Origin of the sequence: Methanothermobacter sp. THM-1 (genome assembly GCF_009914355.1) — an archaeon.
Taxonomy (GTDB): Archaea; Methanobacteriota; Methanobacteria; order Methanobacteriales; family Methanothermobacteraceae; genus Methanothermobacter; species Methanothermobacter wolfei.
Genome location: NZ_CP044013.1, coordinates 1,570,752 through 1,596,483, shown reverse-complemented (window position 1 = coordinate 1,596,483; position 25,732 = coordinate 1,570,752). Strand labels below are relative to the sequence as shown.

Here is a 25,732-nt window from a genome sequence, read left to right as displayed (position 1 = left end):
AGTTTCAGGGTCCTGCCTTATCCTCTTCAAGCCGGCTTATATGTTCTGTTATCTCAAGCACATCCTCGGGTCTCAGCTGGAAAACCCGTTTCTCAAGTATCCCTTGGGGTAGGGAATCCAGGACCTCTGAGATGCTCAGATCAACCCTTATTTCATGGAAGGATTCCTTGAGTGACTTTGAAGTCTTTTTCTTCCTGTGCTGGAAGAGGGCACGGCAAACATCCCCGAAGAGTTCCGGAAGCCTGAATCCTGTGGGCCTGATCTTCACGACGGCGGATTCAACCCTGGGACGTGGAAAGAAGCACCCTGGACTGAGGTAATCAATAATCTCAACCTCTGCAAGGAAATGCAGCATGACAGAAAGGCGGGAGTAATCCCTGGTACCCGGCTTGGCGGTCATTCTAAGGGCGAATTCCTTCTGATACATCAGCACCCCAAGTTTGAAGTCATGCTCAAGCAGCCTGAAGGTTACAGGGGATGATATCTGATAGGGAAGATTGGACACAACCTTGTTGAAGTCTGGAAAATCAACCTTAAGGGCGTCACCGACGATTATGTTAACATTATCTGTTCTGATACGGTCCCTGAGTATCCCGGCGATGAAGGGGTCCCTTTCAATGGCGGTCACCTCACCTGCAAGTTCCGCCATTGGAAGTGTAAGGGTCCCTATACCCGCCCCTATCTCAAGAACATGATCATCCTTACAGAGATCCGCAGAATCAATAATGAACCTTCTCTTATTATCATTAATGAGGTAATTCTGGCCGAGGCTCCTCTGAAGCCTCACACCATACCTTGAAAGAACCTTCCTTGTCTCAGTGTAGAGCCCTGGCATAAAGAAATCAGTCACTTCTCTTTGGGGGTCTTGTGAATATCATGTACTTCCGTTTACCCCTTCTGGCACCCTCAACATCCAGTTCCATGAGGACCCTTTTAACTATGAGCTTAACAGGGTCAGATAGCATGGGGACCCTGTTCTTTATGTCCTCAAAACTCTCAAAGGGTTTCTCCTCCCTGGCCTTAAGGATATCCCACATATGCTTTTTACCGATTCCTGGAAGAAGTTCAAGCTGATGAAGCCTTGTGCTTATAGGACCTGCCTCGTTAAAGAACCTTACAAACCTTTCCTCATTGGACTTCACTATCTCCTCAATGACATAGGGGAGCTCAACCCTTGCTGTGGCTGTTAGATCATTATGCCTCAGCCTCCTGTTGATACGGGCTATCTTATCCCTTTTGCCCTCCCCTATGTAGACCTCCTCATGGATGTCCAGATCCACGTCCGGTTTTGGTGTCAGCTCCAGGAGGGTGAACTCGTCCCTGCCCACTGCCTGGGCAACAGGTCTCTTCTTGAATGTGCCGAAGCCTTCGCTCATGTAACCCAGAGGAAGGTAGTCCAGTATGATAGCATATTCTTCCATGAAATCACATACTCTAATGGTTTATGGGATTGAATATTATTTTTATTCAACCCTGTATTTATCTATTATCTCAAGTATGCCTGGAAGGTCTTCAGCCTTAATGGGAACCCTTTCCTTGGCAAAGATCAGGCGGAGGTCAGAGAGGTCAACGGGCATGAGATCGGCAATCCGAACCGCGTGTCTCTTCTTTATGTTGGGAACCTCCATGAGTTCCTCAACGAGTTCGCGGCTGGTTTCAGGGTCCAGCCTTGAGAAGCGGGTCACATGGTCGAGGACCAGGTTCTGTTCATAGTTCAGCTCATGGTCCTCACCGAATTTTTCAAGGATCTCCTTAACCTCTGCCATAGAAACAGGTTCACTTTCAAGAACTTTTTTCCCTATCATGGGAATCACTTCTGCATCTGAAGGTGCTCCGGCCTTACAACAAGCTGCTTGTCCTTTTTACCATCCTTTATGGCCACAACGAATGCCTTACCCATTTTACCGATAACTCGCCCTGTTTTACCATGGAATCGTGGGTGGGGCTGTCCACGATGAATGCTTGGATCGATGATTATGTGGACAAGGTCATCCTGTTCAAAGTTCTGGATTTTCCTTGTGATGGGATTGGATCTCCCGGGTCTTTTGACCTTCTGAAGCTTGTGCCTTGTTTTACTTCTGAAACCTCTTGATCTTCTCATTTTTTTAACCTCCATAAATAGCCTTTGATGGCGTAACAGTCATTAAAACTTTACAAGAATCAGATATCTAGACTTATAAGTTCTCTATTTAATGCCTACATCAATATATAATTTTTCCTCATGGGGGGTCCCCTACCTCCAGGACATCAAGGGCAGTGCACCTTGCAGCCACCCCGAGGACGCTGCTCACGCTGGGACTGGTGCGTCCATGGTCTCCTGAGATGAGTTCCTTTATATAAAGCCCGCCTTCACCCTTTATTATGAGTTCAAGGCACCCTTCACCCTTCAGATTCCACTTTATATCAAGGACCCTTCTCTTCCGGACCTTATCGGCCCTTCGATGGGAAACCCTGAGGGGGGTCCTCTGGTTTATAACCTTGAGGGTTTCAAGCTTCATGAGGTCCTCCTCTCCAACAGGGCCTTCAAGTTCAACAAGGGCCCTGTAGACCTTGTACCTCTCCCTTGAAGTGTTCTTGATCTCAACCTTCCTGTTCCTTGAGGAGAATTTAAGGCCGCTCACCTCAACCATCCCGGCGGCCCTCCTGTTTATCTCATCCTCCAGGGCTTCAAGGTCCAGATTTCTGGTTCTGGGCTCCAGTATTTCAAGGACGAAGGGTCTTCCCCTTCCAAGCATCCTCACATCAACATCCTCCCTTCCTGAACCATGGAATCTGGTATCCCTACCCCTGCTTGCCTCAAGCACGGGTTCGGATACAAGTTCCTCTACTGATGTGCTGTACATCTTTCCTGTGTGGTTGCATGCTTCACATCCCCTTCCACGGCACCTCCTGCACGGCCATTTAGTCTGGGGTATCCCGCGAACCAGTTTACGGTAGCGGCCCTCAATAAAGATGGGGTTGATCTGAATCCAGATCTTAAGCCCTGTCCGGAAGTCAACCATTACTACAAGGTCAGGGTTTTCGAAATCAGCGCGGCATCCAAGTTCACCTGCAAGCCTCTTACCTATCTCCCGGTTGAGCTCCTTCTTTATGCACTCGGCCTGGATCCCCAGTTTCCTGTTAATCTGCTCGTCCCCTTCGACCAGGTCATCAGGTAGCCTTGTGCCCACGAGTATCGATGAGTACTCAAGGTCCAGGGCACCGATCCTTGATCTTGCGGCTTCAACAGCATCATCAATCCTTTCAAATATGTCCCCGCAGACTGCACATGGACTTTCAGGGGATAGTGAGAATTCCTCCTTAAGCTTCATGCCCCTCAGGAGGTTTCCAGGGCCTTCCATGGAATCTGCGAACCGCCTGCCAAGGCAGTGAAGGCATATATGGGATTCTGTGATCTCCATGAGCTTCTGCAAACGTTCCATCATCTTTTTCTCAGTCTCTGTACTGTTAACGGTGTCCATGGACTTCTTCTCCGGGTGTTTTATCTCATGAACTGTCTCATGAGCTGACCCATCGGTCCGCCCAGCTTTCTTCTTCCAAGGCCCTTCATGGCCTTCTTTGTAACCTTGTAGTACTTTAGGAGGTCTTTAACGTCCTCGTTACGGGTACCTGAACCCCTGGCTATTCTGCGTATCCTTGAATGTTTGATGATATCTGGTTTTTCCAGTTCCTCATCTGTCATGGAGTCCATGATTATAAGGTACCTTTTGATGGTCTCCTCGGTCATCTTACTGGCGTCCTTGGGGAGCTTACCCATCCCAGGGAGCATCTTCATGACCTGCTGAAGGGGGCCCATCTTCCCCATCATCTCAAACTGCACCCTCATGTCCTTGAGGGTGAACCTGCCTGAGAGTATGGCGTCAAGGGACTCCTCAGAGATGTCCTCCTCTGAGACCTCCTCCACCTTTTCAAGGAGGCTCCTGAGGTCACCCATACCCAGCAGCCTTGATATGAACCTTTCAGGGTCAAAGACTTCAAGGTCCTCTATCCTTTCACCGGTACCTATGAATTTAATGGGGGCCCCGATCTCTGCAACAGCTGAGAGCGCACCACCACCCTTGGCGGAACCATCAAGCTTTGTCACTATTATTGAACCGATGTCGGTGGCCTCCCTGAATGCAAGGGCCTGTTCACGGGCCTGCTGGCCTATGGTACCGTCAATTACAAGGATGGCCTCATGGGGCTTGACAACGTCTGAGAGTTCCTCCATCTCATTGAGAAGGTCCTTCTCCTCCTTATGCCTCCCTGCAGTGTCGAATATGATAACATCCTTCTTCTGGAATTCTTCAAGCCCCTTCCTTGCAAGGTCCACGGCGTCCCTGTTCTGGGGGTCACCGTAGACGTCGATATCCTGACCCTCGGTGTACTGCTTGAGCTGCTCGAAGGCGGCGGGCCTCCATGTGTCGGTACAGACAACACCCACCGTGAAGCCCCTCCTGCGCAGGTGCCTTGCAAGCTTACCGATGGTGGTTGTTTTACCGCTCCCCTGAAGTCCAAGGAACAGTATCCTGTAGGGTTTCTCATCTATGCTGAGTTCCTGGGCCTTCTCACCAACCAGCTTCACCATTTCCTCGTACACTATTCTTATGATATGTTCCTTTGGTGTTATCCCCCTGGGTGGCTCCTCATTAAGGGCCCTGTTCTCTATCGACTTTGATAATTTGAATACAAGTTTAACGTTAACATCGGACTGGATCAGGGCTCTCTGGATGTCCTTTATAACTTCCCGGACCACTTCCTCGTCAACTATGGTCATCCCTGCCAGTTTTTTCATTGTTTTACTGAGGCTTCTGCCCAGATTGCCAAGCATGATTTCACCCTCATTCTTCAACAGTCATTAACCATCTGGAGACGGCCACGTCCTTACCATAAACGGCTCTTCAACAATCATTAACTATTGTTGGAGTCAACTTATATATTAAGGAATTGAAAGATTCCCTAGTGAAGGATAAAACAGGGTGCTGTGTGATTGAAATGCTTGATAGACTTAAGGAGAGCCTCAGAAATTCACCTGTAATTAAAAAGGGCGATTACGATTACTTTGTAAATCCAGTAACCGATGGAATACCACTTACAGAGCCCGAGCTACTTGAAGAGGTGGCTAAGGAGATCATAAGAAGGTTCAGGCCTGATGCAGATAAGATCCTCTGCATAGAGGCCATGGGGATACACCATGCAACGGCCCTTTCACTTAAAACAGGGATACCCTTCGTGGTTGTCAGGAAAAGAAGGTACGGACTCCCCGGTGAGGTGGCGGTCCATCAGATGACTAGCTACAGTGAAGGTGAACTCTACATCAACGGTATCAGGGAGGGCGACAGGATACTTGTAATCGATGACGTTGTAAGTACCGGGGGCACGCTCCTGGCGGTCCTGGAGGCACTGAAGGGGATGAATGTTGAAATAGTGGATGTTATAACCGTCATAGACAAGGGCCGCGGATCTGAAGTCGTGAGGGAAAGGACAGGATTCAGTGTCAGAAGCCTTGTAAGGGTCGATGTCGTGGACGGCAAGGTAATCGTGGAGGAAATCCCTCCATAAAATATGAATTGGGGTATCTGAAGGAATGTCGCTTTACAGTTTGGAAACAGAAAGGGTCATCCAGGAGATAAAGAAGCTGGGGGCAGAGGTTGTGGGCCTCCAGTTTCCTGATGGACTCAGGATCAGGGCAACTGAAGTTGCAGAGAGGATAGAGAAGGAGACAGGGTCACTGGTTCTTGTATCTGGGGATCCATGCTTCGGGGCCTGTGATGTTTCAGACAGGAAGATGAGGGGCCTTGTTGATGTCATAGTACACTATGGACACACACCCTTCCCCCTGGACTATGAGGTTCCTGTTATCTTTGCTGAGGCCTACTCTGCCGCAGATGTCTCAGGGGTTCTCAGGAGGGCTGCTGAGATGCTCTCAGGTTACAGGAGGATAGGCCTCGCCACCACCACACAGCACCTCCATCTCCTGGATGATGCCAGGAGGTTCCTGGAGGAAAGGGGCTTCGAGGTTCTCATGAAACCAGGGAGGAACACGGAACCGGGCCAGGTGCTTGGATGCAATTTTTCAGGTATCAGGGGCCTTGATGCCGATGCATACCTCTTCATTGGAAGCGGAGACTTCCACCCCCTGGGCATAAAACTCTTCACAGGAAGGGATGTTCTAGTGGCAGACCCCTACCATGGGGAGGTAAGGAACATCGATGAATTTGCAGACAGGGTTCTCAGGGTGAGGTTTGCAAGGATAACACGGGCCATGGATGCAGAAAGGTGGGGCATAATCCTGTCATCAAAGGAGGGCCAGAAGAGGTTCCAGCTTGCAGAGAACCTCAAGGGGAAACTGGAGGAGGCAGGTAAGAGGGCCATCCTCATTATCATGGACAATATCTCCCCTGACCTCCTCCTCCCCTTCAGGGAACTTGAAGCCTTCGTGGTAACGGCATGCCCCCGTGTGGCCATAGATGACTCCCCAATGTATGATAGACCACTCCTCAACCCATCTGAACTTGAAATAGTCCTTGGTGAGAGGGACTGGGAGGACTACACCCTTGATGAGATCATAATCTGATGGGTGTCTGAATTCAGGTGTTTTTCTTTCCTTGTTTAAACCAATAGTCTGATAAGCATCAGATACCCTGAGTGCCGGGACGGCACAGCACACTGGAATCATCAGAAGCCAGCATATGAAACCACACACCTCTCCACAAAAAACATTATATACTCCATGAGAAATAACCATTATTCAGTATAAGTCAGGTATTGTTTTTATCCTGAAGAGGTGAATGGATGAAAGTTAAATCTGGGGACATGGTTTTTCCCGGAGATTTTTTAGCTGTAAGTGAAGAACTTCTACCATCAGAGGGAACCTATGATGATAACGGGAAGATAAAATCCCTTGTTGTTGGAGAGGTTGAAAGAGACGATAAGAACAAGAGTATAAAGGTGATATCCAGGTTCAGCACCCCCCCGGTCCTCAAGACAGGGACAAGGGTCGTAGGGGAGGTCATTGATGTGAGGGGCCAGCGCGCCCTTGTGAGGATACATGGCATAAAGGGCAGCAGGAGGGCCCTTGCAACCTACTTTGTGGGCGGTGTTCATGTATCACAGGCAAAGAAGGGCTACCTTTCAAAGCTAACAGAGGCCTTCCGCATAGGGGACATTGTGGAGGCGAAGGTCACAAGGGTCATGGGCCTCGATGGCATAGACCTCCAGACATCTGGCCGTGAATTGGGTGTTATAAAGGCCATGTGCACAAGGTGCAGACACTTCATGGAGTTAAACAGCAGGGACGAGGTAAAGTGTCCCAACTGTGAAAATAGAGAGAAAAGAAAGCTTTCAATAAACTATGAAGGTTAAGGAGTAATTATCATGGAAGTTATCCTCAACAAAAGATATGAAATGGAAATCGTATTTGAGGGTGAGACACACACCCTCTGCAATCTACTGAGAAGCATATTGATGGAAGATGATACCGTGAGGGCAGCCGCCTACTCAATCGACCACCCCATAGTGGGCGAACCCGAGCTCTACATAAGGGCAAGAAGCCCTAAGAAGTCACTCCTGGCTGCAGCGGAGACCCTAAGGGAAAGATGTGATGAATTCAGGGCTCTGGCAGAGTCAATTTAATTCTTTTATCATGGAGAACAATAATTTCAGGCAGATAAAATCTGAAATAAGGATTTTAGGTATAGACGACGCACCTTTCACCCCCCGAAGCAGCGAGGATGTTCTTCTGGTTGGAACGGTGTTTCGAGGAGGGCAGTGGCTCGACGGGGTCCTGACAACAAGGATTAAGGTCGATGGACTGGATGCAACAGAGAAGATAATTGAAATGGTTAACCGTTCAAGGCATATGGACCAGTTAAGGGTCATAATGCTTGACGGTCTGACCTTCGGGGGATTCAACGTTGCAGATATAACTGAGATATTCAGGGAAACGGGTCTGCCTGTAATAGTGGTTGTGAGGAGACACCCTGACCTTGAGAGGATAAAAAGGGCCCTTATGCACAGGTTCCCTGACTGGAGGTTGAGGTGGGCGATGATTAAAAGGGCTGGCCGGATCCACCCTGTTGAGGTGAGGGACACCCTTTACATTCAGACGGCAGGGGTGGACCTTGAGGATGCTGCAGAGATTGTCAGGATATCCACGACCAGAAGTTCATTACCTGAACCCCTCCGGGCTGCTCATCTGATTGCATCGGGTGTTGTCTTTGGAGAGTCAAGGGGCGGTGCATAGCTGTGCCCCTCAAAATCCTTCTGGAGGTTCATGATTGAAGACACCACTCCTGACCGTGGACATAATCATAAGGTTTCCTGAAGACAGGGTTGTCCTTATAAGGAGGGCCAACCCACCCTACAGGGGAGCGTGGGCAATTCCTGGAGGGTTCGTTGAGTACGGGGAGACTGTGGAGGAAGCTGCAAGGAGGGAGGCCCTTGAGGAGACCGGACTTGAAGTGGAACTTGAAGGAATCCTCGGAGTCTACTCTGACCCCTCCAGGGATCCCAGGGGACACACCGTCAGCATATGCTTCACTGCACGGCCGATTTCAGGCGAAGCAGCAGCCGACTCTGATGCGGAGGATCTGAAAATATTCAAACTGGATGAGGTCTCTGGCCTTGAACTTGCATTTGACCATGGAAAAATTCTCAGGGACTTCAGGAGGGCCCTGGAGGAGGGGCAGGGGATTTAGGGGGACTCCAATATCCCTGCACAAGGTTTCTCTCAGGGTCCATGAAATCAAAATAAATATAAATGGTCTTGAATAAAAATCTTAGAAATCAGAGAAATTTCAGTTTCTTTAGCCAGGAGGAAGAAAATGGAGTTCTGTCCTAAATGCGGAGCTGTAATGTTTCCATCCAATAGGAGATTCAAGTGCCAGTGCGGCTATGAAATGGAGATAACAGATAAACTTAAAGACAAATACAACGTTTCAGAGGAAGTTGAATCAAAGGATACCGTGATATTCACAGGCGATGATGTAGGGACACTCCCCACAACAAGGGCCGAGTGTCCTAAATGTGGCAACATGGAGGCCTTCTGGTGGCTTCAGCAGACCAGAAGGGCCGATGAATCCGAGACAAGGTTCTTCAGGTGCACCCGCTGCAAATACACCTGGAGGGAGTATGATTAGAGGCAGGGTTCTTCAGGTGCACCCGCTGCAACCCGGCTCATGATTGATATTCTGGGAATGGTGTGCTGATGGTGGATGAAGGCACTGATAATGGTAAAAAAAAGGAAACAAAATTTGATGAATTCAGGCTCCTTTTAAGCAGGTTCAGGGATGAAATAACCGACGCGGAGTCCGAGGAACACTTCCCGGTCAACCTCATAATCAGGTACCGTAAGGATATTATCAGATACTCATCCATGGTTCTGGGCGCCCTCCTCATCATGGCAGGGGTCATTTCAATCATCGGATCCTCTGATAGGGTTGTGGATAACGTTGTCTCAGGGGAGAACACGGTAATAGCAGCCTTTCTTATACTCACTGGTCTTCTACTTCTGGGCCTGTCCCTTGTCCACAGCCTCCTTAATGGGACATTCATCGACAGGTTCTATAGAGAGGTGAGGGATGCTGAAGCAGGGGATAATGATGATGGAAAAGAGGCGAGAAGTGATGATTCTGGAGACGGGACCGTACCCGGAGATGCAGGACAGGCAGGGAATGGTGAAGCAGGGGATAAGGATAAGTAAGAGTATATAAAAGATGTTCTATAATATCTAGCTATACAGAATAAGGAGGACAAAAATGTTCAAGGCAGAGTTGAATGACCCTAACATTTTAAGGACAAGTTTTGATGCCATATCATCCATTGTGGATGAAGTCCAGATACAGACCAGTGCAGAAGGCATGCGTCTTGACGCCCTTGACAGATCACACATCACATACGTTCATCTTGAACTGAAGGCGGACCTCTTTGATGAATACGTATGCGATGAACCCGAAAAGATCAATGTTGACACAGAGGAACTCATGAAGGTCCTTAAAAGGGCCAAGGCGAATGACAGGCTTCTCCTGTCACTTGATGAGGGGAACCTCATAGTTCAGTTCGAGGGTGAAGCCGTGAGGACCTTCAAGATAAGGCTGATAGACATTGAATACGAGACTCCAAGTCCTCCTGAAATTGAATATGAAAATGAATTTGAGGTCCCATTCCAGCTCCTGAAGGACTCAATAGCTGATATAGATATCTTCTCTGATAAGATAACCTTCCGGGTTGACGAGGACAGATTCATAGCATCTGCCGAGGGAGAGTTCGGGGATGCCCAGATAGAGTACCTCCACGGGGAAAAGATAAATAACCCTGCAAGAAGCGTTTACTCCCTGGACAAGATAAAGGAGATGTTAAAGGCGGATAAGTTCAGTGAGACGGCAATCATAAACCTCGGAAATGACATGCCCCTTAAATTAACCCTTAAGATGCCAAGCAATGAGGGAGAACTTAGTTTCCTCCTCGCTCCTCGAATAGAGGCAGAGGAATAACTGACTGGTGAGGAATGGGGTTGGACGAATTCTTTCAGAAGCTGAGGAGGATTCAGAAGAAGGAAAGATCTGAGAGCGGCCTTGCAAGGGTTGGAGACGACTTCTATCAGAGGGTCCACAGCTACATCGAGGACCTTCTTGAATCGGTGGGCAACGACCCCTTTGCAAAGGAACACTACCTTATAAGGGACACCCAGAGGATAGCAACCGAGATATGCGAGAGGCGTGAGCACAAGATAACAGACAGTGCAGTCATGAACGTTCAGAGATCCTACCAGCTTTTCAATGGCAGACCACAGTTTGACCTGCAGGATACCACACCCCTTAACATGACCCCCGAGGAAGAGGAACTCTATTTTTCCCTTATCGACACCCTGAAGGCTTTCAGGGAGAGGATAATCCCATCCATTGACATTGATACAGGTGAGAGTTCCGGGAGGGTGGATGAAAAAGCCATGAATCCGTCCCCGGGGGAGAAGGAACCTGAACCCTTAGATAAAATAGCTCAGTCACGGGAGGATAGGGGATCTGGACCCCTGGATAGGGACTGCAACGCGGGGCTTGATGATATTGAGACAGTCCTGATATTTGACGAGATACCCTCAAGGATCATCGGGGTGGATGAGAAGGTTTACGGTCCATTCAGGCCACAGGATATTGTCACCCTCCCATCTTTAAATGCAGAGGTCTTTATAAATGCAAAGAAGGGGCGTAGAATGAGGTACTCATGACATCATGACACCTTTTATTATACCATACAAAGGTATAAATAGAGATTTAAGAAATAGTAACCCAATATAAAAAAGTTTATCTCAGGCTTACTTTTTCATTAGAAGAGGTGATTAGATATGAAGATTCCTAAAGAAAGAAGAACTTACTGTCCAAACTGCAGGAAACACACGGTTCACGAGGTACTTGAATCAAAGAGAAGAAAGGCAAGTGAGCTTAAGTGGGGACAGAGGCAGTTCAGAAGGGTCACCGCAGGTTACAGGGGTTACCCACGTCCGCTGCCATCAGGCAACAAACCGGTCAAGAAACTGGACCTCAGACTTAAATGCAAGGAATGCGGAAAGTCCCACATTAAAAAGAAATCATTCAGGGCCGGAAGAGTTGAATTTGTAGCCTAGGGGTGATTTTAGTGATGTTTTACAATACAAGAAGCAATTTTCTCCGTGTTAAATGCATGGACTGTGGCAATCAGCAGGTTGTCTTTGACAGGGCAGCGTCACAGGTACAGTGCATAATCTGTGGTAAAACACTGGTTGAACCAACAGGAGGAAAATCAAAGATTAAAGCCCAGATTCTAGAGGTCCTGGATTAAACCTAGGTGTTTTAAAATGGTAAGAAGAAAAAATGAATGGCCTGAGGAGGGCGAACTCGTAGTGGGAACCGTCCACAAGGTCCTTAACTACGGCGCCTTCGCAACCCTGGAGGAATACCCGGGGAAAGAGGCTTTCATTCATATCTCAGAGGTCTCCTCTGGATGGGTTAAAAACATAAGGGACTTTGTAAGGGAAAACCAGAAAATAGTTGCAAGGGTCCTGCGCGTCAATCCAAGGAAGGGACATGTTGATGTCTCAATGAAAAGGATACGTGAGGATCAGAGGACAAAGAAGATCCAGGCCTGGAAAATTGAGCAGAAGGCTGAAAAATTCCTTGAACTGGCAGCAAAGGATCTTGGAGTGGACCTTGACACGGCCTATGAAAAGGTTGGATATGAACTCATGGACATATTCGGCGACCTCTACGGCGCCTTCGAAACCGCTGCAGAGGAGGGTGAACAGGCCCTTATAGATGAGGGAATCCCTGAAGACTGGGCATCAGCGATAACAGAGATCGCCAGACGCAACATAACACCCCCTGAGGTTCAGATAACTGGTTACGTCGATATCAAGTCATACGCACCCAACGGTGTCGAGATCATCAGGAAGGCCCTTAAATCAGCCCAGGATGAGGGCATAATCGTCCAGGCTGTTGGGGCTCCAAGGTACAGGCTAATCGTGAAATCCACGGATTATCTTGATGCAGAGAAACAGCTCAAGGAAGCTGCCCAGAAGTGCATAGAGATAGTGGAGAAGGAGGGTGGAGAGGGAGAATTCCACCGTGAGCTGACATGAAGATGAAGAGATGCAGTTCATGCGGGGAATACACCCTCAGGGATGTCTGCCCTCACTGCGGGGGAGCCACGGGAGTAGTATACCCTCCGAAATTTTTCCCTGAGGACAGGTACGGTAAGTACAGGAGAAAGCTGAAAAGAGAGCTTCTCATGAAGAATAACGGTGAATAAAATGAGGGAAACAACCATAAATGTCCTGGAAGATGTTGAGCTTTCCAGCCCTGTTTTTATCGAGGCCCTCCCTGGAATCGGTCATGTTGGAAAACTCGCAGCCGACCATATAATAGATGAGCTTGATGCTGTGAAGTTCGCGGAGCTTTACTCCCCATCATTCCCGCCACAGGTCTTGGTCGATGAGGATGGAATAATCGAGCCAATCAAAAATGAGTTCTATTACCTCAAGGATGCAGGTGAAGATGGCAGGGATTACATAGTACTTGTCGGGAACACCCAGGGACTTTCACCTGAGGGTCAGTATGAGATATGCGGCCTCATACTTGACTTTGTTGAAGGGTACGGTGTTAAGGAGATATTCACCCTCGGGGGCCTTGCAACAGGACAGCCCGTTGAGAAGGCAAGGGTTTATGGTGCAGCCACCAGCATGGAGCTTGCAGAGAAGCTCAGGGAGCATGATGTTATACTGAGATCCGCAGATGGGGGCATCATAGGTGCTTCAGGCCTGCTTCTGGGCATGGGATCACTTAGGGGCATGAATGGTGTATGTCTCATGGGTGAAACACCCGGCTACTTCATCGATGCAGAGGCTGCAAGGGCACTCCTCAAGGTCCTTCTTGAAATGACCAAACTTGATGTAAGCCTTGAAAAGCTGGAGGAGAGGGCTGAAGAGACCAGAAAGATGATAATGAAGGCCCAGCAGATGGAGCAGGAGATGATTGACAGGATGAACCTTAAACCCGGTGAAGAAGACCTCCGGTACATAGGTTAATTCTTTTTTTTAAGCTTTCATGGATGATCTGATGATTGTCAATGCCGACCTCCATATTCACAGCTGTTTTTCAAGGGCAACGTCCCGTAATATGGTTGTAGAGAACATAGCCCCCCAGGCACGGTTCAAGGGTCTTCAGGTGGTGGGGACGGGTGACGCCCTTCACCCTGGATGGAGGAAGATGATAGCTGAGGGCACCCGTTACCTTGGGGATGGTGTTTACCAGAGGGGGGACTGCAGTTTCATAATAACAGCTGAGGTTGAGGATTCAAGGAGGGTCCATCACATACTTATCCTCCCATCCCTTGAGGCTGCAGAGGAAATCGCTGAGAGGATGATCCAGGGAACCCCCTCGGATGGGAGGCCAAGGGTAAGGCTGGACGGCGCCGGTATAATTGACCTTGTACATGAATATGATGGCCTTGCAGGACCTTCACATGCCTTCACACCATGGACGAGCATGTACAAGTCCTATGATAGCTATATGGACTGTTACGGTGTGAAGCCGGACTTCCTTGAACTTGGACTTTCTGCTGATACAGATATGGCTGATAAGATAGCAGAACTTGAGGATATACCCTTCCTTACAAATTCAGATGCACATTCACCGTGGCCTCACCGCCTTGGAAGGGAGTTCAATCAGCTTGAAATGGATGATGTGTCATTCACTTCACTCAAAAGGTGCATACTGAAGAAGAGGATCACAGCAAATTATGGCCTGGACCCGCGCCTCGGCAAGTATCATATGACTGCCTGCACAAGGTGCCACAGGATCTATGAGCCAGAAGAGGCACTTGGTATGAACATGAAGTGTCCCTGCGGCGGTAAAATCAAGAAGGGTGTTGATTACCGCATCTATGAACTTTCCTCATGGGATGAACCCCGCCATCCTCCCCACAGACCACCCTATGTGCATCTCATGCCCCTTGCTGAGATAATAGCCATGAAACATGGTAAGGGGGTTACAACAAAATTTGTCCAGGGCATATGGCAGGGGCTGGTGGATGAGTTCGGCACGGAGATAGACGTACTCCTTAATGCCCCCTTGATGGCATCGCCTCTATTGATGGGGAGGTTGCTGCTGCAGTGAGGGCCTTCCGTGATGGATCCCTTATTGTGATCCCTGGCGGCGGCGGAAGGTATGGTGAGATAAGGTTCCCTGCTGAAACCCTCGATGCCTACTTCAGCAGGTAGTTAATTCATTTCAGAAGTTCAAGCCATTCCTGAAAGCTTCTGATTATCTGGTTTTTTGTCCTTAAAGATATTTACTGGTGGTTATTAGACCTAACCTTAATATTGGTATCAGGGGATCCGGGGACCCCCATGAAATATGGACCCTACTATAATCTAATAGAATAAGTATGTCAAATTTTATTTATTCTGCTCAGTGATACTTGAATAGTTTATGGTGTGCATCCTTTTCGATCCCTGCTACTTGAATGATTTTTTTCTGATTAAGTGTGCATCATCAGTAGAGATTCTTGAAAGGATCTATAAAAATAGTTGAAGCGGACCCGCCGGGATTTGAACCCGGGACCTTCAGATTAGGAGTCTGATGCCCTATCCTGGCTAGGCTACGGGCCCCTTCTCACTCACCTATTTTTAGCGGACCCGCCGGGATTTGAACCCGGGACCTTCGGATTAGAAGTCCGACGCCCTATCCTGGCTAGGCTACGGGCCCTTACAAAAGAGTAAAAGAATATTGAATTTTTTCATATATAAACTTTTACATGTATATGGGTGTTTCCACCTCTCCCTGGACGGTCTCTGCAAGCTTTTTAAGTCTGGATTCTATTGCCTGGGCCTCCTGAAGGAGTGGTTCAGGGTCAATACTGGTACCGAGCATGCTGTTGAGGACATCAACAACAGCTGCAGCTGCCCTTGGATCAGGGTAGGGGTTGAGTATTTCTGCAAAGAGACAGGATGCATGTATATCCCTGACCGCACACCTTGTAAGGAGCGTGCCTGAGATTCCGTTAAGGTTGCCGAAGGGCACTATTGGAATGCCAAGATCAGCGAGCCTCTGAATGACATCCTGGCTGTTACCTGCACCTGCAACAGGCTGGGACTTTTCCCTGACAACCATGCTGTTGAATGTTATCAGTTCGTGGCTCCTGTTCCTCTCCATCCACTCCACGATGGCATTTGTCATATCATAGACCACTGCAGGGGGGAGTATGAAGTCTGAAAGGAATAGAACTATCCCCTCACCCTCATATATCCTGAAGGGGTGTATTGCAACCCCCCTGTAGAGAACGGCCAGCGGCGGGAAGTACTTTGAATCAATGTAGCCTATTTCCCTCATTTTAAGATCCTCAACAAGGAGCCAGCCCACTATGTTGCCTATAAGGCCGACGCCAGGGGAACCTTCAAGTACAACGGCATCCTCCACATCCTCTGAATAGATTGTACAACACTCTGTTTTTGTTTCAATCATCATGGAGCACCACCAGCCCCTCCAAGGTTCTTACCTGTTATAGGGTCGATGTAGATTTCACCTACAGTTTTACCATTCATTTCGATGGGGACAAGATAAACTGTTTTTCCATTCATCTTAACAAGTCTGGGGGCCCCTGCCACCGCACCCTCCTGTTTGATGTAACTCTGAGCAATTTTCTTTGCTTCAGAGGAGGACACCTTCACATTCATACCTGAATCACCACCTGCATCACCTGAACCTTCTCCGGTCATCTCTGATGAAGTGGAGGGTGATTCGCTGTGAACACTGGACTCTTCTGATGGGTTCGGGTTTGAGCTACCCTGGGGGTTCGTGAATTTCCAGAGCGACTCGGAATTCTGACTCACCTGATAACCTGCAGCAACGGCTCCAATTATCAGGACTATTGCCACTGATGCTAGAATTTTTGAGTTTATCATCAACTCACCTTCTTGGATTATGTGTTCCACAAACCTAGAGGTTTGTGGTTTCAGGTATAAATAAATATCCGGCATCAGTATTACAAACTAAAAAATTCATATTAAACATTAGTGTTTCTACCAATTATAATTACTCTCCACCATTCTATAAATACTTTTCACCTTTTTCATAATTGAAAAACTTATAACATTTAAAAACAGCTATAATATTGAGGGTTTTTCGAACTTTAAAAACAAGAGGTGATACATTTGAGCGAAAGGATTGTTATATCGCCGACATCACGACAAGAAGGACATGCAGAACTTGTCATGGAAGTCGATGATGAGGGAATAGTGACAAAGGGGCGATACTTCAGTATTACTCCTGTCAGGGGCCTGGAGAAGATAGTAACAGGAAAAGCACCTGAAACAGCACCTGTTATTGTCCAGAGGATATGTGGAGTATGCCCGATACCACACACACTTGCTTCAGTTGAGGCAATCGACGACTCCCTTGACATTGAAGTTCCAAAGGCAGGAAGACTTCTGAGGGAACTTACACTGGCAGCACACCATGTAAACAGCCATGCCATACATCAATTCCTTATAGCACCAGACTTCGTACCTGAAAACCTCATGGCAGATGCAATAAATTCAGTTTCAGAAATAAGGAAGAACGCCCAGTACGTAGTTGACATGGTTGCAGGTGAAGGTATACACCCCTCTGATGTCAGGATAGGGGGAATGGCCGATAACATAACCGAACTTGCAAGGAAAAGACTCTACGCAAGGCTCAAGCAGCTCAAACCAAAACTTGACGAGCACGTTGAACTCATGATAGGACTCATAGAGGATAAGGGCCTTCCAAAGGGTCTTGGAGTCCACAACCAGCCAACCCTTGCAAGCCATCAGATATACGGTGACAGGACAAAATTCGACCTGGACAGATTCACAGAGGTAATGCCTGAAAGCTGGTACGATGACCCTGAAATAGCCAAAAGGGCATGCTCAACAATACCACTATATGATGGAAGGAACGTTGAGGTAGGTCCAAGGGCAAGGATGGTGGAATTCCAGGGGTTCAAGGAAAGAGGTGTTGTTGCACAGCACGTTGCAAGGGCACTTGAAATGAAAACAGCACTTGCAAGGGCCATCGAGATACTTGATGAACTTGACACATCAGCCCCGGTCAGGGCAGAGTTTGATGAGAGGGGAACAGGAAAACTTGGTGTGGGTGCAATTGAAGGTCCAAGGGGACTTGACGTCCACATGGCAAAGGTTGAAAACGGTAAGATCCAGTTCTACAGTGCACTTGTCCCAACAACCTGGAACATACCAACCATGGGACCAGCAACAGAGGGCTTCCACCATGAATATGGACCACACGTTATCCGCGCATACGACCCCTGTCTATCATGCGCCACCCACGTGATGGTTGTTGATGATGAGGACAGATCAGTAATCAAGGATGAAATGGTCAGACTCTAAGGGAATAACATGCCATACGACGCTGAGATTCTAGTGGTGGGCTGTGGAAACATCCTTTTCAAGGACGATGGATTCGGCCCGGAAGTTATCAAAGGCCTTGAAGAATACTTCAAGGATAGGGAAAAACCAGATAATGTAATGTTCATTGATGCTGGGACTGGCGGTCCGCACTTCGTCTTCTCACTTCCACATGAGCAGTGGAAGAAGATGATAGTGGTGGATGTTGTTGAATTCAATGCGGAACCAGGGACCCTCAGAAAATTCGATGTAACCGAGATTCCGAAGGGATCCTATGAAAACATGCATACATGGCCAGTGAGCCAGCCCCTCCATGAACTCAGTGAAAGGATTGATGTTGTGGTAATAGGATGTAAACCAGGGGAAGTATCAGCACCCAATGTTGAGATGGGCCTCACACCCCCGGTTAAAGAGGCTGTTCCCAGGGCCATTCAGATGATTTTAAAGGAGATCGGGGTTTCTAAATGAGTTTAATCGCCCGAATCAAAAGATTTTTAGGATTGGAGGCTGAAGCTAAAGGGGAAAAACCTGAAAAGGAAGAATCTGAACCTGTTGGAGCTTCAAAAGAGGAGGTTGAGAAAGTGGCTGAAGAAAATGCAAAACCAAGAATAGGATACATCCACCTGAGCGGATGTACCGGAGATGCTATGTCGTTAACTGAAAACTACGACATTCTCGCGGAATTACTCACCAATATGGTAGATATCGTTTATGGACAGACCCTCGTGGATCTCTGGGAGATGCCAGAGATGGACCTTGCACTGGTTGAGGGTTCTGTCTGTCTGCAGGACGAGCACAGCCTGCACGAACTCAAGGAACTCAGGGAGAAGGCTAAACTTGTCTGTGCCTTCGGGTCATGTGCAGCTACAGGCTGTTTCACAAGGTACTCAAGGGGTGGACAGCAGGCACAGCCATCACACGAGTCCTTTGTGCCAATAGCTGATCTCATAGACGTGGACCTTGCACTGCCAGGCTGCCCGCCATCACCTGAGATCATAGCAAAGACGGTTGTGGCACTGCTTAACAATGATATGGACTACCTGCAGCCAATGCTGGACCTTGCAGGATACACAGAGGCATGCGGATGCGACCTGCAGACAAAGGTTGTTAACCAGGGCCTCTGTATCGGGTGTGGAACATGTGCAATGGCCTGCCAGACAAGGGCCCTTGACATGACCAACGGAAGGCCGGAACTTAACAGTGACCGCTGCATAAAATGTGGAATCTGCTATGTGCAGTGCCCAAGGAGCTGGTGGCCTGAAGAACAGATTAAAAAGGAGTTAGGGCTATAGGAGGCTGTGAAGATGGTTTTAGGTACTTACAAGGAGATAGTTTCCGCCAGGTCAACAGATAGGGAGATTCAGAAACTTGCCCAGGACGGAGGGATAGTTACAGGTCTTCTTGCATACGCTCTGGATGAAAGGATAATTGAAGGAGCAGTCGTTGCAGGGCCAGGTGAAGAGTTCTGGAAACCACAGCCAATGGTTGCAATGACATCAGATGAACTCAAGGCCGCTGCAGGCACCAAGTACACATTCTCACCAAACGTGATGATGCTCAAGAAGGCCGTGAGACAGTACGGTATAGAGAAGCTTGGTACAGTAGCCATACCATGCCAGACAATGGGTATAAGGAAAACCCAGACCTACCCATTCGGTGTAAGGTTCCTTGCAGATAAGATAAAACTCCTGGTTGGTATCTACTGTATGGAGAACTTCCCCTACACATCACTCCAGACCTTTATCTGTGAAAAACTTGGAATCAGCATGGAACTGGTTGAGAAGATGGACATAGGTAAAGGAAAGTTCTGGGTCTACACCCAGGATGATGTCCTGACCCTCCCTCTCAAGGAGACCCATGGATACGAACAGGCCGGGTGTAAGATCTGTAAGGACTACGTCGCTGAACTGGCAGATGTATCAACAGGTTCCGTTGGATCACCGGATGGATGGTCCACAGTGATAACAAGGACCGATGCAGGGGATTCAATATTCAAACAGGCAGTTGAGGCAGGACTCTTTGAAACAAAACCAATAGAGGAAGTTAAACCAGGGCTTGGACTTCTTGAGAAACTCGCTGCCCAGAAGAAGGAGAAAGCAGAAAAGAACATCGCCGCAAGAAAGGAGATGGGATTACCAACACCCTTCTGATCCCATCAATTACTTTTTATTTTTAAAGATTCTTCAGAACTTCTGATCTTCGGGATTTTTAGTTAAGGTTGCTTATTGGTAATTGATGAGCATCCCTGGATTTAGTTTATGCTTATCTTGATTGGTAATTGATGTATGCACATCTTTTGATGGTTTATTCTGTGATCACGGTACAGCCATCCTTTTCAACGATAACGGTGTGCTCCCACTGGGCGACCAGGGCACCGCTTTTCTCCCTCAGGACATGGTAGGGGTAGATTGCCCTTGACTGAATTAACATCCTCATGGATGCATTGAGCCTTTTTGGTTCAAAGTATTCCTCAAGCCACCTCTGGGCAAAGGGAAGGGCATGATACTCCTCCTTGATCCTGCCAAGCACCCTCCTTGCATGGACAAGCCTCAGCGGACGGTCCCTCAGGAAACGGAAGATATGTGTCTCGGGCATGTCCGTTACAAGACCAACACCATCCGTTGCAAAGGGTTCGATTGCAAGGACATCACCCTCCTCAAGGAGATGCGGATTTCTTTCCGTTATATTCGGAATTGAAAGGCCTGAATGAAGTATCCACCGGTCCATGCTGTGCCCTGTGAGGTTTGCAACGGGTTTCATTCCATGGGAGTGTATTTTCTCCTCAATAACCCTCCCTATTTCACCAACCTCAACCCCAGCCCTTATAGTGGCCAAGGCATCCTCGAGGGCCTCCCTGGCAGCATCCATCATGACGTAGCACCTTTCATCTGCATCACCAACAGCAACCGTGATTGCAGTATCGGCTATGAATCCATCAACATGGGCACCAAGGTCCAGCTTAACAAGGTCACCTTCCTTTATCAGGGTTTTATCTCCCGGTGGTGATGTATAGTGGGCGGTCACATCGTTAATTGAGACGTTACAGGGGAATGCCGGTTCGGAACCCTCACTTCTTATAGAACCCTCAACATGGTTCACCAGCTCCAGTACCGGCATACCATCCTTTATGAGCTTTGAGGCATCGTCACGGACCTTTGAAACTATTTTACCTGCCTTCAGATATGAACTGATCATATTCATCACTAAAATTCACTGATTAAAATTACTTAAGGGTGGAAGTATATATTCTTACCATTAAATAATATATTATGGTGAGGTATATGGTGTCGGGCACGGTGATTTCACAGCAGAATATTATATGGCTTATAATAGCCATCCTGGGTTTTATAACGGTTATAATAGTCTCTATACAGTGGAGGAGGGTCAGGGAATCCCAGAATGATATAGTCATTCTTGAGAAGCAGATTGAACTTAAAAAGATATCACTGGTGGAGAACGACCTTAAGGCCAAACGTTTAATGGAGACAACGATACCGCTTCCCAAGGAAAAACAGGAAAGGCTTTCTGCAATAAGGAAGGATACAATGAGTCTCATGCATGAGCTGGGATACCTCCAGAGTGAGATAAGTGAGCGCCTGGCACTCCTTGAAGCCCAGACAGAATTCAAAAAACTCAAGAAAATGCTCAGGGATATTGAGAAGAAGGAAGCGGAACTGGGCATTAAACTGAAATGATAGGGGTGATCCTATGGGTCCTGTGGAGCTACTTGCAATCCTGATACTTGCAGGTGCGGTTATTGTCCTGATATACTATTATCTGATGGAGTCAGGTAACGGTAGAGGCGTCAGGACACAGATATATGGTATAGGTGAAAGGATAGGTGCTGAGGAGGGAGAAGGCTACATGAGTGGTGTTGGAGAGAAGGTCTCTGGAATGGGTGACAGGATTATGGGAAAGGTCAGGGATGTTCCCATAAGTACCGATGTGATTTCAAACAAGATTGATGCATTCCTCAACGAAAAGAGTGATGAGCTAATTGAGGACTGGGAACTCGCAACAAAGAATGATATCAATGACCTTCAGAAGAGGCTGAACCTCATATCAAGGAACATCGATGAGCTTGAGCGGAGGTTCAATGAGTACAGGGGCTACACCAATAAGAAACTTGAATCCCTGGATGAACGCCTGAAGAGGCTGGAAGAGGAGAGGGAATAAACACCGCAACCTTTATATACTGAAATAACAAATCTAATGTTTAGCGGGGTGGGGTAGTCTGGTGATCCCGCGGGGCTCATAACCCCGAGATCCCTAGTTCAAATCTAGGCCCCGCTATCAGTTCTTATTTCTCATGTTTACTTACCGGGGCAAGCCGGAGGGCAGCTGACGGTCCTTAAAGGGCTGAGGAAACTCCACCCATCATACAGAACCGTGGTGCTGTGAGGCATCAGCTGAGAGGCTGGACCCTGGAACAGAAACGACACGTCTCCTGGTGGATGATAATGATGCTTCAGCTGAAGAAGCAGACTGACATCAGGAGGATCGGTGAAACGGCCATTCCACGGGATGCAAGGACAAATACTGCCTGTGACTACTGTAGGAGGCAGAGGTAGTCCGCCAAGATGAATGCTGCCAAAACAGAAGGTGGGTTACTCCCGGCATGCCCCACTCAATTATAAACTTCAGAGAAGGAGCGTTTCTCAATTTTAAGTAAAAAATAAGTGGCTTCAATGGATTCAGATTCAGTTAAAAAATTGATTTTGATGGTATCATCCTTCATTCCGGTGGCTGTCCGCTGTGGTGCAATGTTAGTGGATTATGGCGTCCTTCACCTTATCAAAGAAGCCCTTATCGTCATGGATCTCATCACCGCTTATACTTGCAAATTCCTTCAGCAGCTCCTTCTGTCTGGAGCTTAGTTTTCTTGGGGTCACAACCTTCACCTTCACATACAGGTTGCCGTAGCCGTTCCATTTAAGGTGTGGCATCCCGTGCCCCTTAACACGGAAGGTTGTGCCGCTCTGGGTGCCTGCAGGTATCCTGAGCTTCACGGGCCTGTCAAGGGTCGGAACCTTAACGGTGTCCCCGAGGGCCGCCTGCACGAAGCTTATAGGCTTTTCAGTGTAGAGGTTCGCACCATCCCTTTCAAATATCCTGTGGGGTTTGACCTTTATCACAACGTACAGGTCTCCTGGCTGGCCTCCGCGAAGACCCATCTCACCCTCACAGGGTATCCTGAGCCTTGAACCTGTTTCAACACCAGGGGGGATCTTCACGTGTATCGTACTGGTCTTCTTCACGATCCCCCTGCCGTTGCAGTTACTGCAGGGTTTTTCAACGACTGTTCCCTCACCCTGACAGTCCGGGCAGGTGCTTATGTTCATCATCTGACCCAGTATTGTGTTCCTTACCTGCCTTACCTGCCCGCTACCGCCACATGTTGAGCAGGTCCTTGTACCTGTACCCGGTTCTGCACGTGTACCTTTACAGACAGGGCACTTCTTTGTATGGGGCACCCTTATGTCTGTTTCAAGTCCCCTGTATGCGTCTTCAAGGCTTATTTCAAGGGTGTACTCCAGATCAGCGCCTCTCTGGGGTCCACGTCTTCTTCCCCGTCCAAATCCGAACATATCGAAGATGTTACCCACGTCAAATCCAAGGCCGCTGAATATGTCCTCAAAGTTGATGTTGCTGAATATATCCTCCTGGCTGAAGCCATCCATACCGGCATGGCCGAACTGGTCATATCTTCTTCTTTTCTCATCATCGGATAACACTGCGTAGGCTTCACTTATCTCCTTGAACTTTTCAGCTGCAGCGGGGTCATCACTGACATCAGGGTGGTACTTTTTTGCAAGCCTACGGTAGGCCCTTTTTATTTCCTTCTTATCAGCACCCCGATCAACACCGAGGACCTCATAGTAGTCACGCTTCGCCATCGAATTTCACCTGTACTCTAAAAGTAGTCCTGAAAATCAGTATGAGTTCATGGTATAAAAAAAGTTTGGGATGGAAGGTTAATTTTTAACCTCAAAGTCGGCGTCTATTGTGTCATCACCCCCGGCCTGGCCCCGGGATGCCTGGTCTTCGGAGGTGTTAGCTGCCTGCTGCTGGGCTGCCTGCTGGTATATGACCGCACCTATTTCCTGAACGGTCTTTGTGAGCTCCTCTGTCTTTGCCTTTATGGCCTGGATGTCATCACCGGCGATGAGTTCACGGAGTTCGCTGACCTGTTTTTCAACCGCCTCCTTCCTGTCTGATGGCACCTTATCACCGAGTTCCTGGAGGGTCTTTTCAGCCGTGTAGATCATTGAGTCAGCGTTGTTCCTTATTTCGATTTCCTCCTGCTTCCGCTTGTCTTCTTCGGCGTGTTTCTTGGCCTCCTCGATCTTCTGTTTTATTTCTTCCTCTGATAACTTGTTTGGTGCTGTTATGGTTATAGCTTGCTCCTTTCCGGTTCCAAGGTCCTTTGCTGAGACGTTCAGTATACCGTTGGCGTCAATGTCAAAGGTGACCTCTATCTGGGGCACTCCACGGGGTGCGGGGGGTATCCCGACAAGCTGGAACCTTCCAAGGCTTGTGTTGTCCGCTGCCATGGGCCTTTCGCCCTGAAGCACATGTATGTCAACGGATGTCTGGTTGTCTGCCGCGGTTGAGAATATCTGACTCTTCTTTGTGGGGATCGTTGTGTTCCTCTCGATCAGTTTGGTGAAGACCCCTCCAAGGGTCTCTATACCCAGGGATAATGGGGTTACATCAAGGAGCACAAGGTCCTTTATTTCACCTGCAAGGACCCCTCCCTGTATGGCCGCACCCATCGCAACACATTCCATGGGGTCTATTCCCCTTTCAACGGGTTTTCCTATGAAGTCCTCAACGAATTTCTGGACTATGGGCATCCTTGTAGGTCCACCCACAAGGATTATCTTATCAACGTCCTCCCTGCTCATGCTGGCATCCTTGAGGGCCTGTTCCATTGGACCTGCACATCTCTGGACGATGGGGTCAACAAGTTCTTCCAGTTTGGCCCTTGTGATGGTCTTTATGAGGTGTTTTGGACCGTCCTGTGCAACGGTTATGTATGGGAGGTTTACCTCGGTTGTGAGGGTTGTTGAGAGCTCTATCTTTGCCTTTTCGGCAGCTTCCCTCAGCCTCTGAACCGCCTGGTCATCCTCCATGAGGTCTATTCCTGTCTCTTTCCTGAATTCCTCGGCAAGATAATTCATTATGGCGTTGTCCATGTCTGTACCGCCGAGCTGGGTGTCACCGCTTGTGGATCTTACCTCAAAGACTCCTCCACCGAATTCCATTATTGTAACGTCCAGTGTTCCACCACCAAGGTCAAAGACCATTATGACAAGGTCCTCGTCTTCCTTGTCAAGGCCGTAGGCGAGGCTTGCTGCTGTTGGCTCGTTGACCAGTCTGACAACTTCCAGTCCTGCGATGGTACCGGCATCCTTTGTTGCTGTCCTCTGGTTGTCGTCAAAGTATGCGGGTACCGTTATAACTGCCTTCTTTATCTCCTCGCCAAGGAAGGCTTCGGCGTCCTTTTTAATCTTCTGGAGTATGAATGCAGAGATCTCCTGTGGTGTGTACTCCTTCCCCTGGACCTTGACCTTGCGATCGGTACCCATACTCCTCTTTATGGCCGTGATGGTGTTTTCAGGATTGGTGACCGCCTGTCTTCTTGCCGGTTCACCCACCAGCATCTGGCCGTCCTCTGTAAATGCCACGCAGCTAGGGAATGACTTACCATACTGGGAGGCACCCTCTGCACTGGGTATGATGGTTGGCTTACCACCTATAAGGACTGCGGCTGCAGAGTTACTTGTTCCAAGGTCAATACCGATGATTTTTTCTTTCTTCGCCATATGATCA

32 protein-coding genes, 3 tRNA genes, 1 other RNA gene and 1 pseudogene are annotated in these 25,732 nt (G+C 48.3%); 24 read left to right on the top strand and 13 right to left on the bottom strand.

The window, feature by feature from the left end:
* Positions 1–4: 4 nt before the first annotated feature.
* From rsmA to FZP57_RS08450, 6 genes are all read right to left on the bottom strand, one after another.
* The gene (rsmA, locus tag FZP57_RS08475; RefSeq protein WP_238337903.1) at positions 5–850 is read right to left on the bottom strand and encodes a 16S rRNA (adenine(1518)-N(6)/adenine(1519)-N(6))-dimethyltransferase RsmA; all 846 of its coding nucleotides are present in this window, start codon (positions 848–850) and stop codon (positions 5–7) included.
* Entirely contained in the window at positions 843–1,421 is a 579-nt protein-coding gene (locus tag FZP57_RS08470; RefSeq protein ID WP_191216242.1) for a DUF655 domain-containing protein, read from the bottom strand. The genes rsmA and FZP57_RS08470 overlap by 8 nt, the downstream gene beginning before the upstream one ends.
* 42 nt (positions 1,422–1,463) lie before the next feature.
* Positions 1,464–1,805: an RNA polymerase Rpb4 family protein gene (locus FZP57_RS08465; protein ID WP_074359560.1), complete on the bottom strand. Its 342-nt coding sequence runs from the start codon at positions 1,803–1,805 to the stop codon at positions 1,464–1,466.
* A 5-nt stretch (positions 1,806–1,810) separates the two neighbouring features.
* A complete protein-coding gene (locus tag FZP57_RS08460) occupies positions 1,811–2,101 on the bottom strand; it encodes a 50S ribosomal protein L21e (RefSeq protein WP_074359559.1) in 291 nt (96 codons plus the stop codon).
* A 118-nt stretch (positions 2,102–2,219) separates the two neighbouring features.
* Positions 2,220–3,461 (bottom strand): tRNA pseudouridine(54/55) synthase Pus10, encoded by a 1,242-nt coding sequence (locus tag FZP57_RS08455; protein ID WP_238337902.1) that lies wholly within the window; start codon positions 3,459–3,461, stop codon positions 2,220–2,222.
* Between the two features lie 20 nt (positions 3,462–3,481).
* The gene (locus FZP57_RS08450) at positions 3,482–4,810 is read right to left on the bottom strand and encodes a signal recognition particle protein Srp54 (protein ID WP_191216241.1); all 1,329 of its coding nucleotides are present in this window, start codon (positions 4,808–4,810) and stop codon (positions 3,482–3,484) included.
* A 164-nt stretch (positions 4,811–4,974) separates the two neighbouring features.
* Here FZP57_RS08450 and hpt point away from each other — a divergent pair, with 164 nt between their 5' ends.
* The 16 genes and pseudogenes from hpt to FZP57_RS08370 all read left to right on the top strand — a co-directional run bounded on the left by hpt (position 4,975) and on the right by FZP57_RS08370 (position 14,728).
* Positions 4,975–5,541, top strand: a complete 567-nt coding sequence (gene hpt, locus FZP57_RS08445; protein WP_191216240.1) for a hypoxanthine/guanine phosphoribosyltransferase — start codon at positions 4,975–4,977, stop codon at positions 5,539–5,541.
* Positions 5,542–5,566: 25 nt separating this feature from the next.
* The gene (dph2, locus tag FZP57_RS08440; protein ID WP_191216239.1) at positions 5,567–6,556 is read left to right on the top strand and encodes a diphthamide biosynthesis enzyme Dph2; all 990 of its coding nucleotides are present in this window, start codon (positions 5,567–5,569) and stop codon (positions 6,554–6,556) included.
* Positions 6,557–6,774: 218 nt separating this feature from the next.
* Complete coding sequence (locus FZP57_RS08435; RefSeq protein ID WP_074359557.1) at positions 6,775–7,344, top strand: exosome complex RNA-binding protein Csl4; 570 nt, start codon at positions 6,775–6,777, stop codon at positions 7,342–7,344.
* 12 nt (positions 7,345–7,356) lie between these two features.
* On the top strand, positions 7,357–7,614 hold the full coding sequence (locus tag FZP57_RS08430) for a DNA-directed RNA polymerase subunit L (protein ID WP_074359556.1): 258 nt from the start codon (positions 7,357–7,359) through the stop codon (positions 7,612–7,614).
* A 10-nt stretch (positions 7,615–7,624) separates the two neighbouring features.
* Positions 7,625–8,224, top strand: a complete 600-nt coding sequence (locus tag FZP57_RS08425) for a DUF99 family protein (RefSeq protein WP_074359555.1) — start codon at positions 7,625–7,627, stop codon at positions 8,222–8,224.
* Between the two features lie 34 nt (positions 8,225–8,258).
* Entirely contained in the window at positions 8,259–8,678 is a 420-nt protein-coding gene (locus FZP57_RS08420) for an NUDIX hydrolase (protein WP_074359554.1), read from the top strand.
* Positions 8,679–8,804: 126 nt separating this feature from the next.
* Positions 8,805–9,119: a transcription factor S gene (locus tag FZP57_RS08415; protein ID WP_074359553.1), complete on the top strand. Its 315-nt coding sequence runs from the start codon at positions 8,805–8,807 to the stop codon at positions 9,117–9,119.
* Between the two features lie 68 nt (positions 9,120–9,187).
* Entirely contained in the window at positions 9,188–9,682 is a 495-nt protein-coding gene (locus FZP57_RS08410; RefSeq protein WP_074359552.1) for a hypothetical protein, read from the top strand.
* 55 nt (positions 9,683–9,737) lie between these two features.
* Positions 9,738–10,472, top strand: coding sequence for a proliferating cell nuclear antigen (pcna) (pcn, locus tag FZP57_RS08405; protein WP_074359551.1), 735 nt, complete (start codon positions 9,738–9,740; stop codon positions 10,470–10,472).
* A 20-nt stretch (positions 10,473–10,492) separates the two neighbouring features.
* Positions 10,493–11,203, top strand: coding sequence for a hypothetical protein (locus FZP57_RS08400; protein ID WP_074359550.1), 711 nt, complete (start codon positions 10,493–10,495; stop codon positions 11,201–11,203).
* Positions 11,204–11,320: 117 nt separating this feature from the next.
* Entirely contained in the window at positions 11,321–11,599 is a 279-nt protein-coding gene (locus tag FZP57_RS08395; RefSeq protein WP_191216238.1) for a 50S ribosomal protein L44e, read from the top strand.
* A gap of 14 nt (positions 11,600–11,613) precedes the next feature.
* Positions 11,614–11,793: a 30S ribosomal protein S27e gene (locus FZP57_RS08390; RefSeq protein WP_074359548.1), complete on the top strand. Its 180-nt coding sequence runs from the start codon at positions 11,614–11,616 to the stop codon at positions 11,791–11,793.
* A 16-nt stretch (positions 11,794–11,809) separates the two neighbouring features.
* Positions 11,810–12,589: a translation initiation factor IF-2 subunit alpha gene (locus FZP57_RS08385; protein WP_074359547.1), complete on the top strand. Its 780-nt coding sequence runs from the start codon at positions 11,810–11,812 to the stop codon at positions 12,587–12,589.
* Positions 12,586–12,759 carry an RNA-protein complex protein Nop10 gene (locus FZP57_RS08380; RefSeq protein ID WP_191216237.1) on the top strand — a complete coding sequence of 58 codons (174 nt, stop codon included), beginning with the start codon at positions 12,586–12,588 and terminating at the stop codon, positions 12,757–12,759. Before FZP57_RS08385 ends, FZP57_RS08380 begins: the two co-directional genes overlap by 4 nt.
* A gap of 1 nt (position 12,760) precedes the next feature.
* Positions 12,761–13,534, top strand: coding sequence for a proteasome assembly chaperone family protein (locus FZP57_RS08375; RefSeq protein ID WP_074359545.1), 774 nt, complete (start codon positions 12,761–12,763; stop codon positions 13,532–13,534).
* 31 nt (positions 13,535–13,565) lie between these two features.
* Positions 13,566–14,728, top strand: a pseudogene (locus FZP57_RS08370) (TIGR00375 family protein).
* Positions 14,729–15,043: 315 nt separating this feature from the next.
* Here FZP57_RS08370 and FZP57_RS08365 read toward each other — a convergent pair.
* The 4 genes from FZP57_RS08365 to FZP57_RS08350 all read right to left on the bottom strand — a co-directional run bounded on the left by FZP57_RS08365 (position 15,044) and on the right by FZP57_RS08350 (position 16,411).
* Positions 15,044–15,118, bottom strand: a tRNA-Arg gene (locus tag FZP57_RS08365).
* A 22-nt stretch (positions 15,119–15,140) separates the two neighbouring features.
* A tRNA-Arg gene (locus FZP57_RS08360) sits at positions 15,141–15,215 on the bottom strand.
* A gap of 45 nt (positions 15,216–15,260) precedes the next feature.
* Positions 15,261–15,974 carry a proteasome assembly chaperone family protein gene (locus FZP57_RS08355; protein ID WP_191216236.1) on the bottom strand — a complete coding sequence of 238 codons (714 nt, stop codon included), beginning with the start codon at positions 15,972–15,974 and terminating at the stop codon, positions 15,261–15,263.
* Positions 15,971–16,411, bottom strand: a complete 441-nt coding sequence (locus FZP57_RS08350) for a PepSY domain-containing protein (protein ID WP_074359542.1) — start codon at positions 16,409–16,411, stop codon at positions 15,971–15,973. Before FZP57_RS08350 ends, FZP57_RS08355 begins: the two co-directional genes overlap by 4 nt.
* A gap of 249 nt (positions 16,412–16,660) precedes the next feature.
* Here FZP57_RS08350 and frhA point away from each other — a divergent pair, with 249 nt between their 5' ends.
* From frhA to frhB, 4 genes are read left to right on the top strand one after another with little or no spacing between them, the layout of a single operon-like run.
* Positions 16,661–17,878: a coenzyme F420 hydrogenase subunit alpha gene (gene frhA / locus FZP57_RS08345; protein WP_074359541.1), complete on the top strand. Its 1,218-nt coding sequence runs from the start codon at positions 16,661–16,663 to the stop codon at positions 17,876–17,878.
* A 9-nt stretch (positions 17,879–17,887) separates the two neighbouring features.
* Positions 17,888–18,364: a coenzyme F420-reducing hydrogenase, FrhD protein gene (frhD, locus tag FZP57_RS08340; protein WP_074359540.1), complete on the top strand. Its 477-nt coding sequence runs from the start codon at positions 17,888–17,890 to the stop codon at positions 18,362–18,364.
* Positions 18,361–19,188, top strand: coding sequence for a coenzyme F420 hydrogenase subunit gamma (frhG, locus tag FZP57_RS08335; protein WP_074359539.1), 828 nt, complete (start codon positions 18,361–18,363; stop codon positions 19,186–19,188). The genes frhD and frhG overlap by 4 nt, the downstream gene beginning before the upstream one ends.
* A gap of 12 nt (positions 19,189–19,200) precedes the next feature.
* A complete protein-coding gene (gene frhB, locus FZP57_RS08330) occupies positions 19,201–20,046 on the top strand; it encodes a coenzyme F420 hydrogenase subunit beta (protein WP_191216235.1) in 846 nt (281 codons plus the stop codon).
* Between the two features lie 154 nt (positions 20,047–20,200).
* On the opposite strand, the gene map is transcribed toward frhB, so the two are convergent.
* Positions 20,201–21,091: a type II methionyl aminopeptidase gene (gene map / locus FZP57_RS08325; RefSeq protein ID WP_191216234.1), complete on the bottom strand. Its 891-nt coding sequence runs from the start codon at positions 21,089–21,091 to the stop codon at positions 20,201–20,203.
* A gap of 101 nt (positions 21,092–21,192) precedes the next feature.
* Here map and FZP57_RS08320 point away from each other — a divergent pair, with 101 nt between their 5' ends.
* From FZP57_RS08320 to rnpB, 4 genes are all read left to right on the top strand, one after another.
* Positions 21,193–21,591, top strand: a complete 399-nt coding sequence (locus FZP57_RS08320; RefSeq protein ID WP_238337901.1) for a hypothetical protein — start codon at positions 21,193–21,195, stop codon at positions 21,589–21,591.
* Between the two features lie 13 nt (positions 21,592–21,604).
* The gene (locus FZP57_RS08315) at positions 21,605–22,072 is read left to right on the top strand and encodes a hypothetical protein (RefSeq protein ID WP_074359535.1); all 468 of its coding nucleotides are present in this window, start codon (positions 21,605–21,607) and stop codon (positions 22,070–22,072) included.
* Between the two features lie 42 nt (positions 22,073–22,114).
* Positions 22,115–22,189 (top strand) — tRNA-Met (locus FZP57_RS08310).
* A 32-nt stretch (positions 22,190–22,221) separates the two neighbouring features.
* Positions 22,222–22,518, top strand: an RNA gene (gene rnpB, locus FZP57_RS08305) — RNase P RNA component.
* Between the two features lie 144 nt (positions 22,519–22,662).
* Here the strand turns inward: rnpB and dnaJ are convergent.
* Both dnaJ and dnaK read right to left on the bottom strand, forming a co-directional pair.
* Positions 22,663–23,793: a molecular chaperone DnaJ gene (gene dnaJ / locus FZP57_RS08300; protein ID WP_074359534.1), complete on the bottom strand. Its 1,131-nt coding sequence runs from the start codon at positions 23,791–23,793 to the stop codon at positions 22,663–22,665.
* Between the two features lie 78 nt (positions 23,794–23,871).
* The gene (gene dnaK, locus FZP57_RS08295) at positions 23,872–25,725 is read right to left on the bottom strand and encodes a molecular chaperone DnaK (protein ID WP_191216232.1); all 1,854 of its coding nucleotides are present in this window, start codon (positions 25,723–25,725) and stop codon (positions 23,872–23,874) included.
* Positions 25,726–25,732 lie beyond the last annotated feature (7 nt).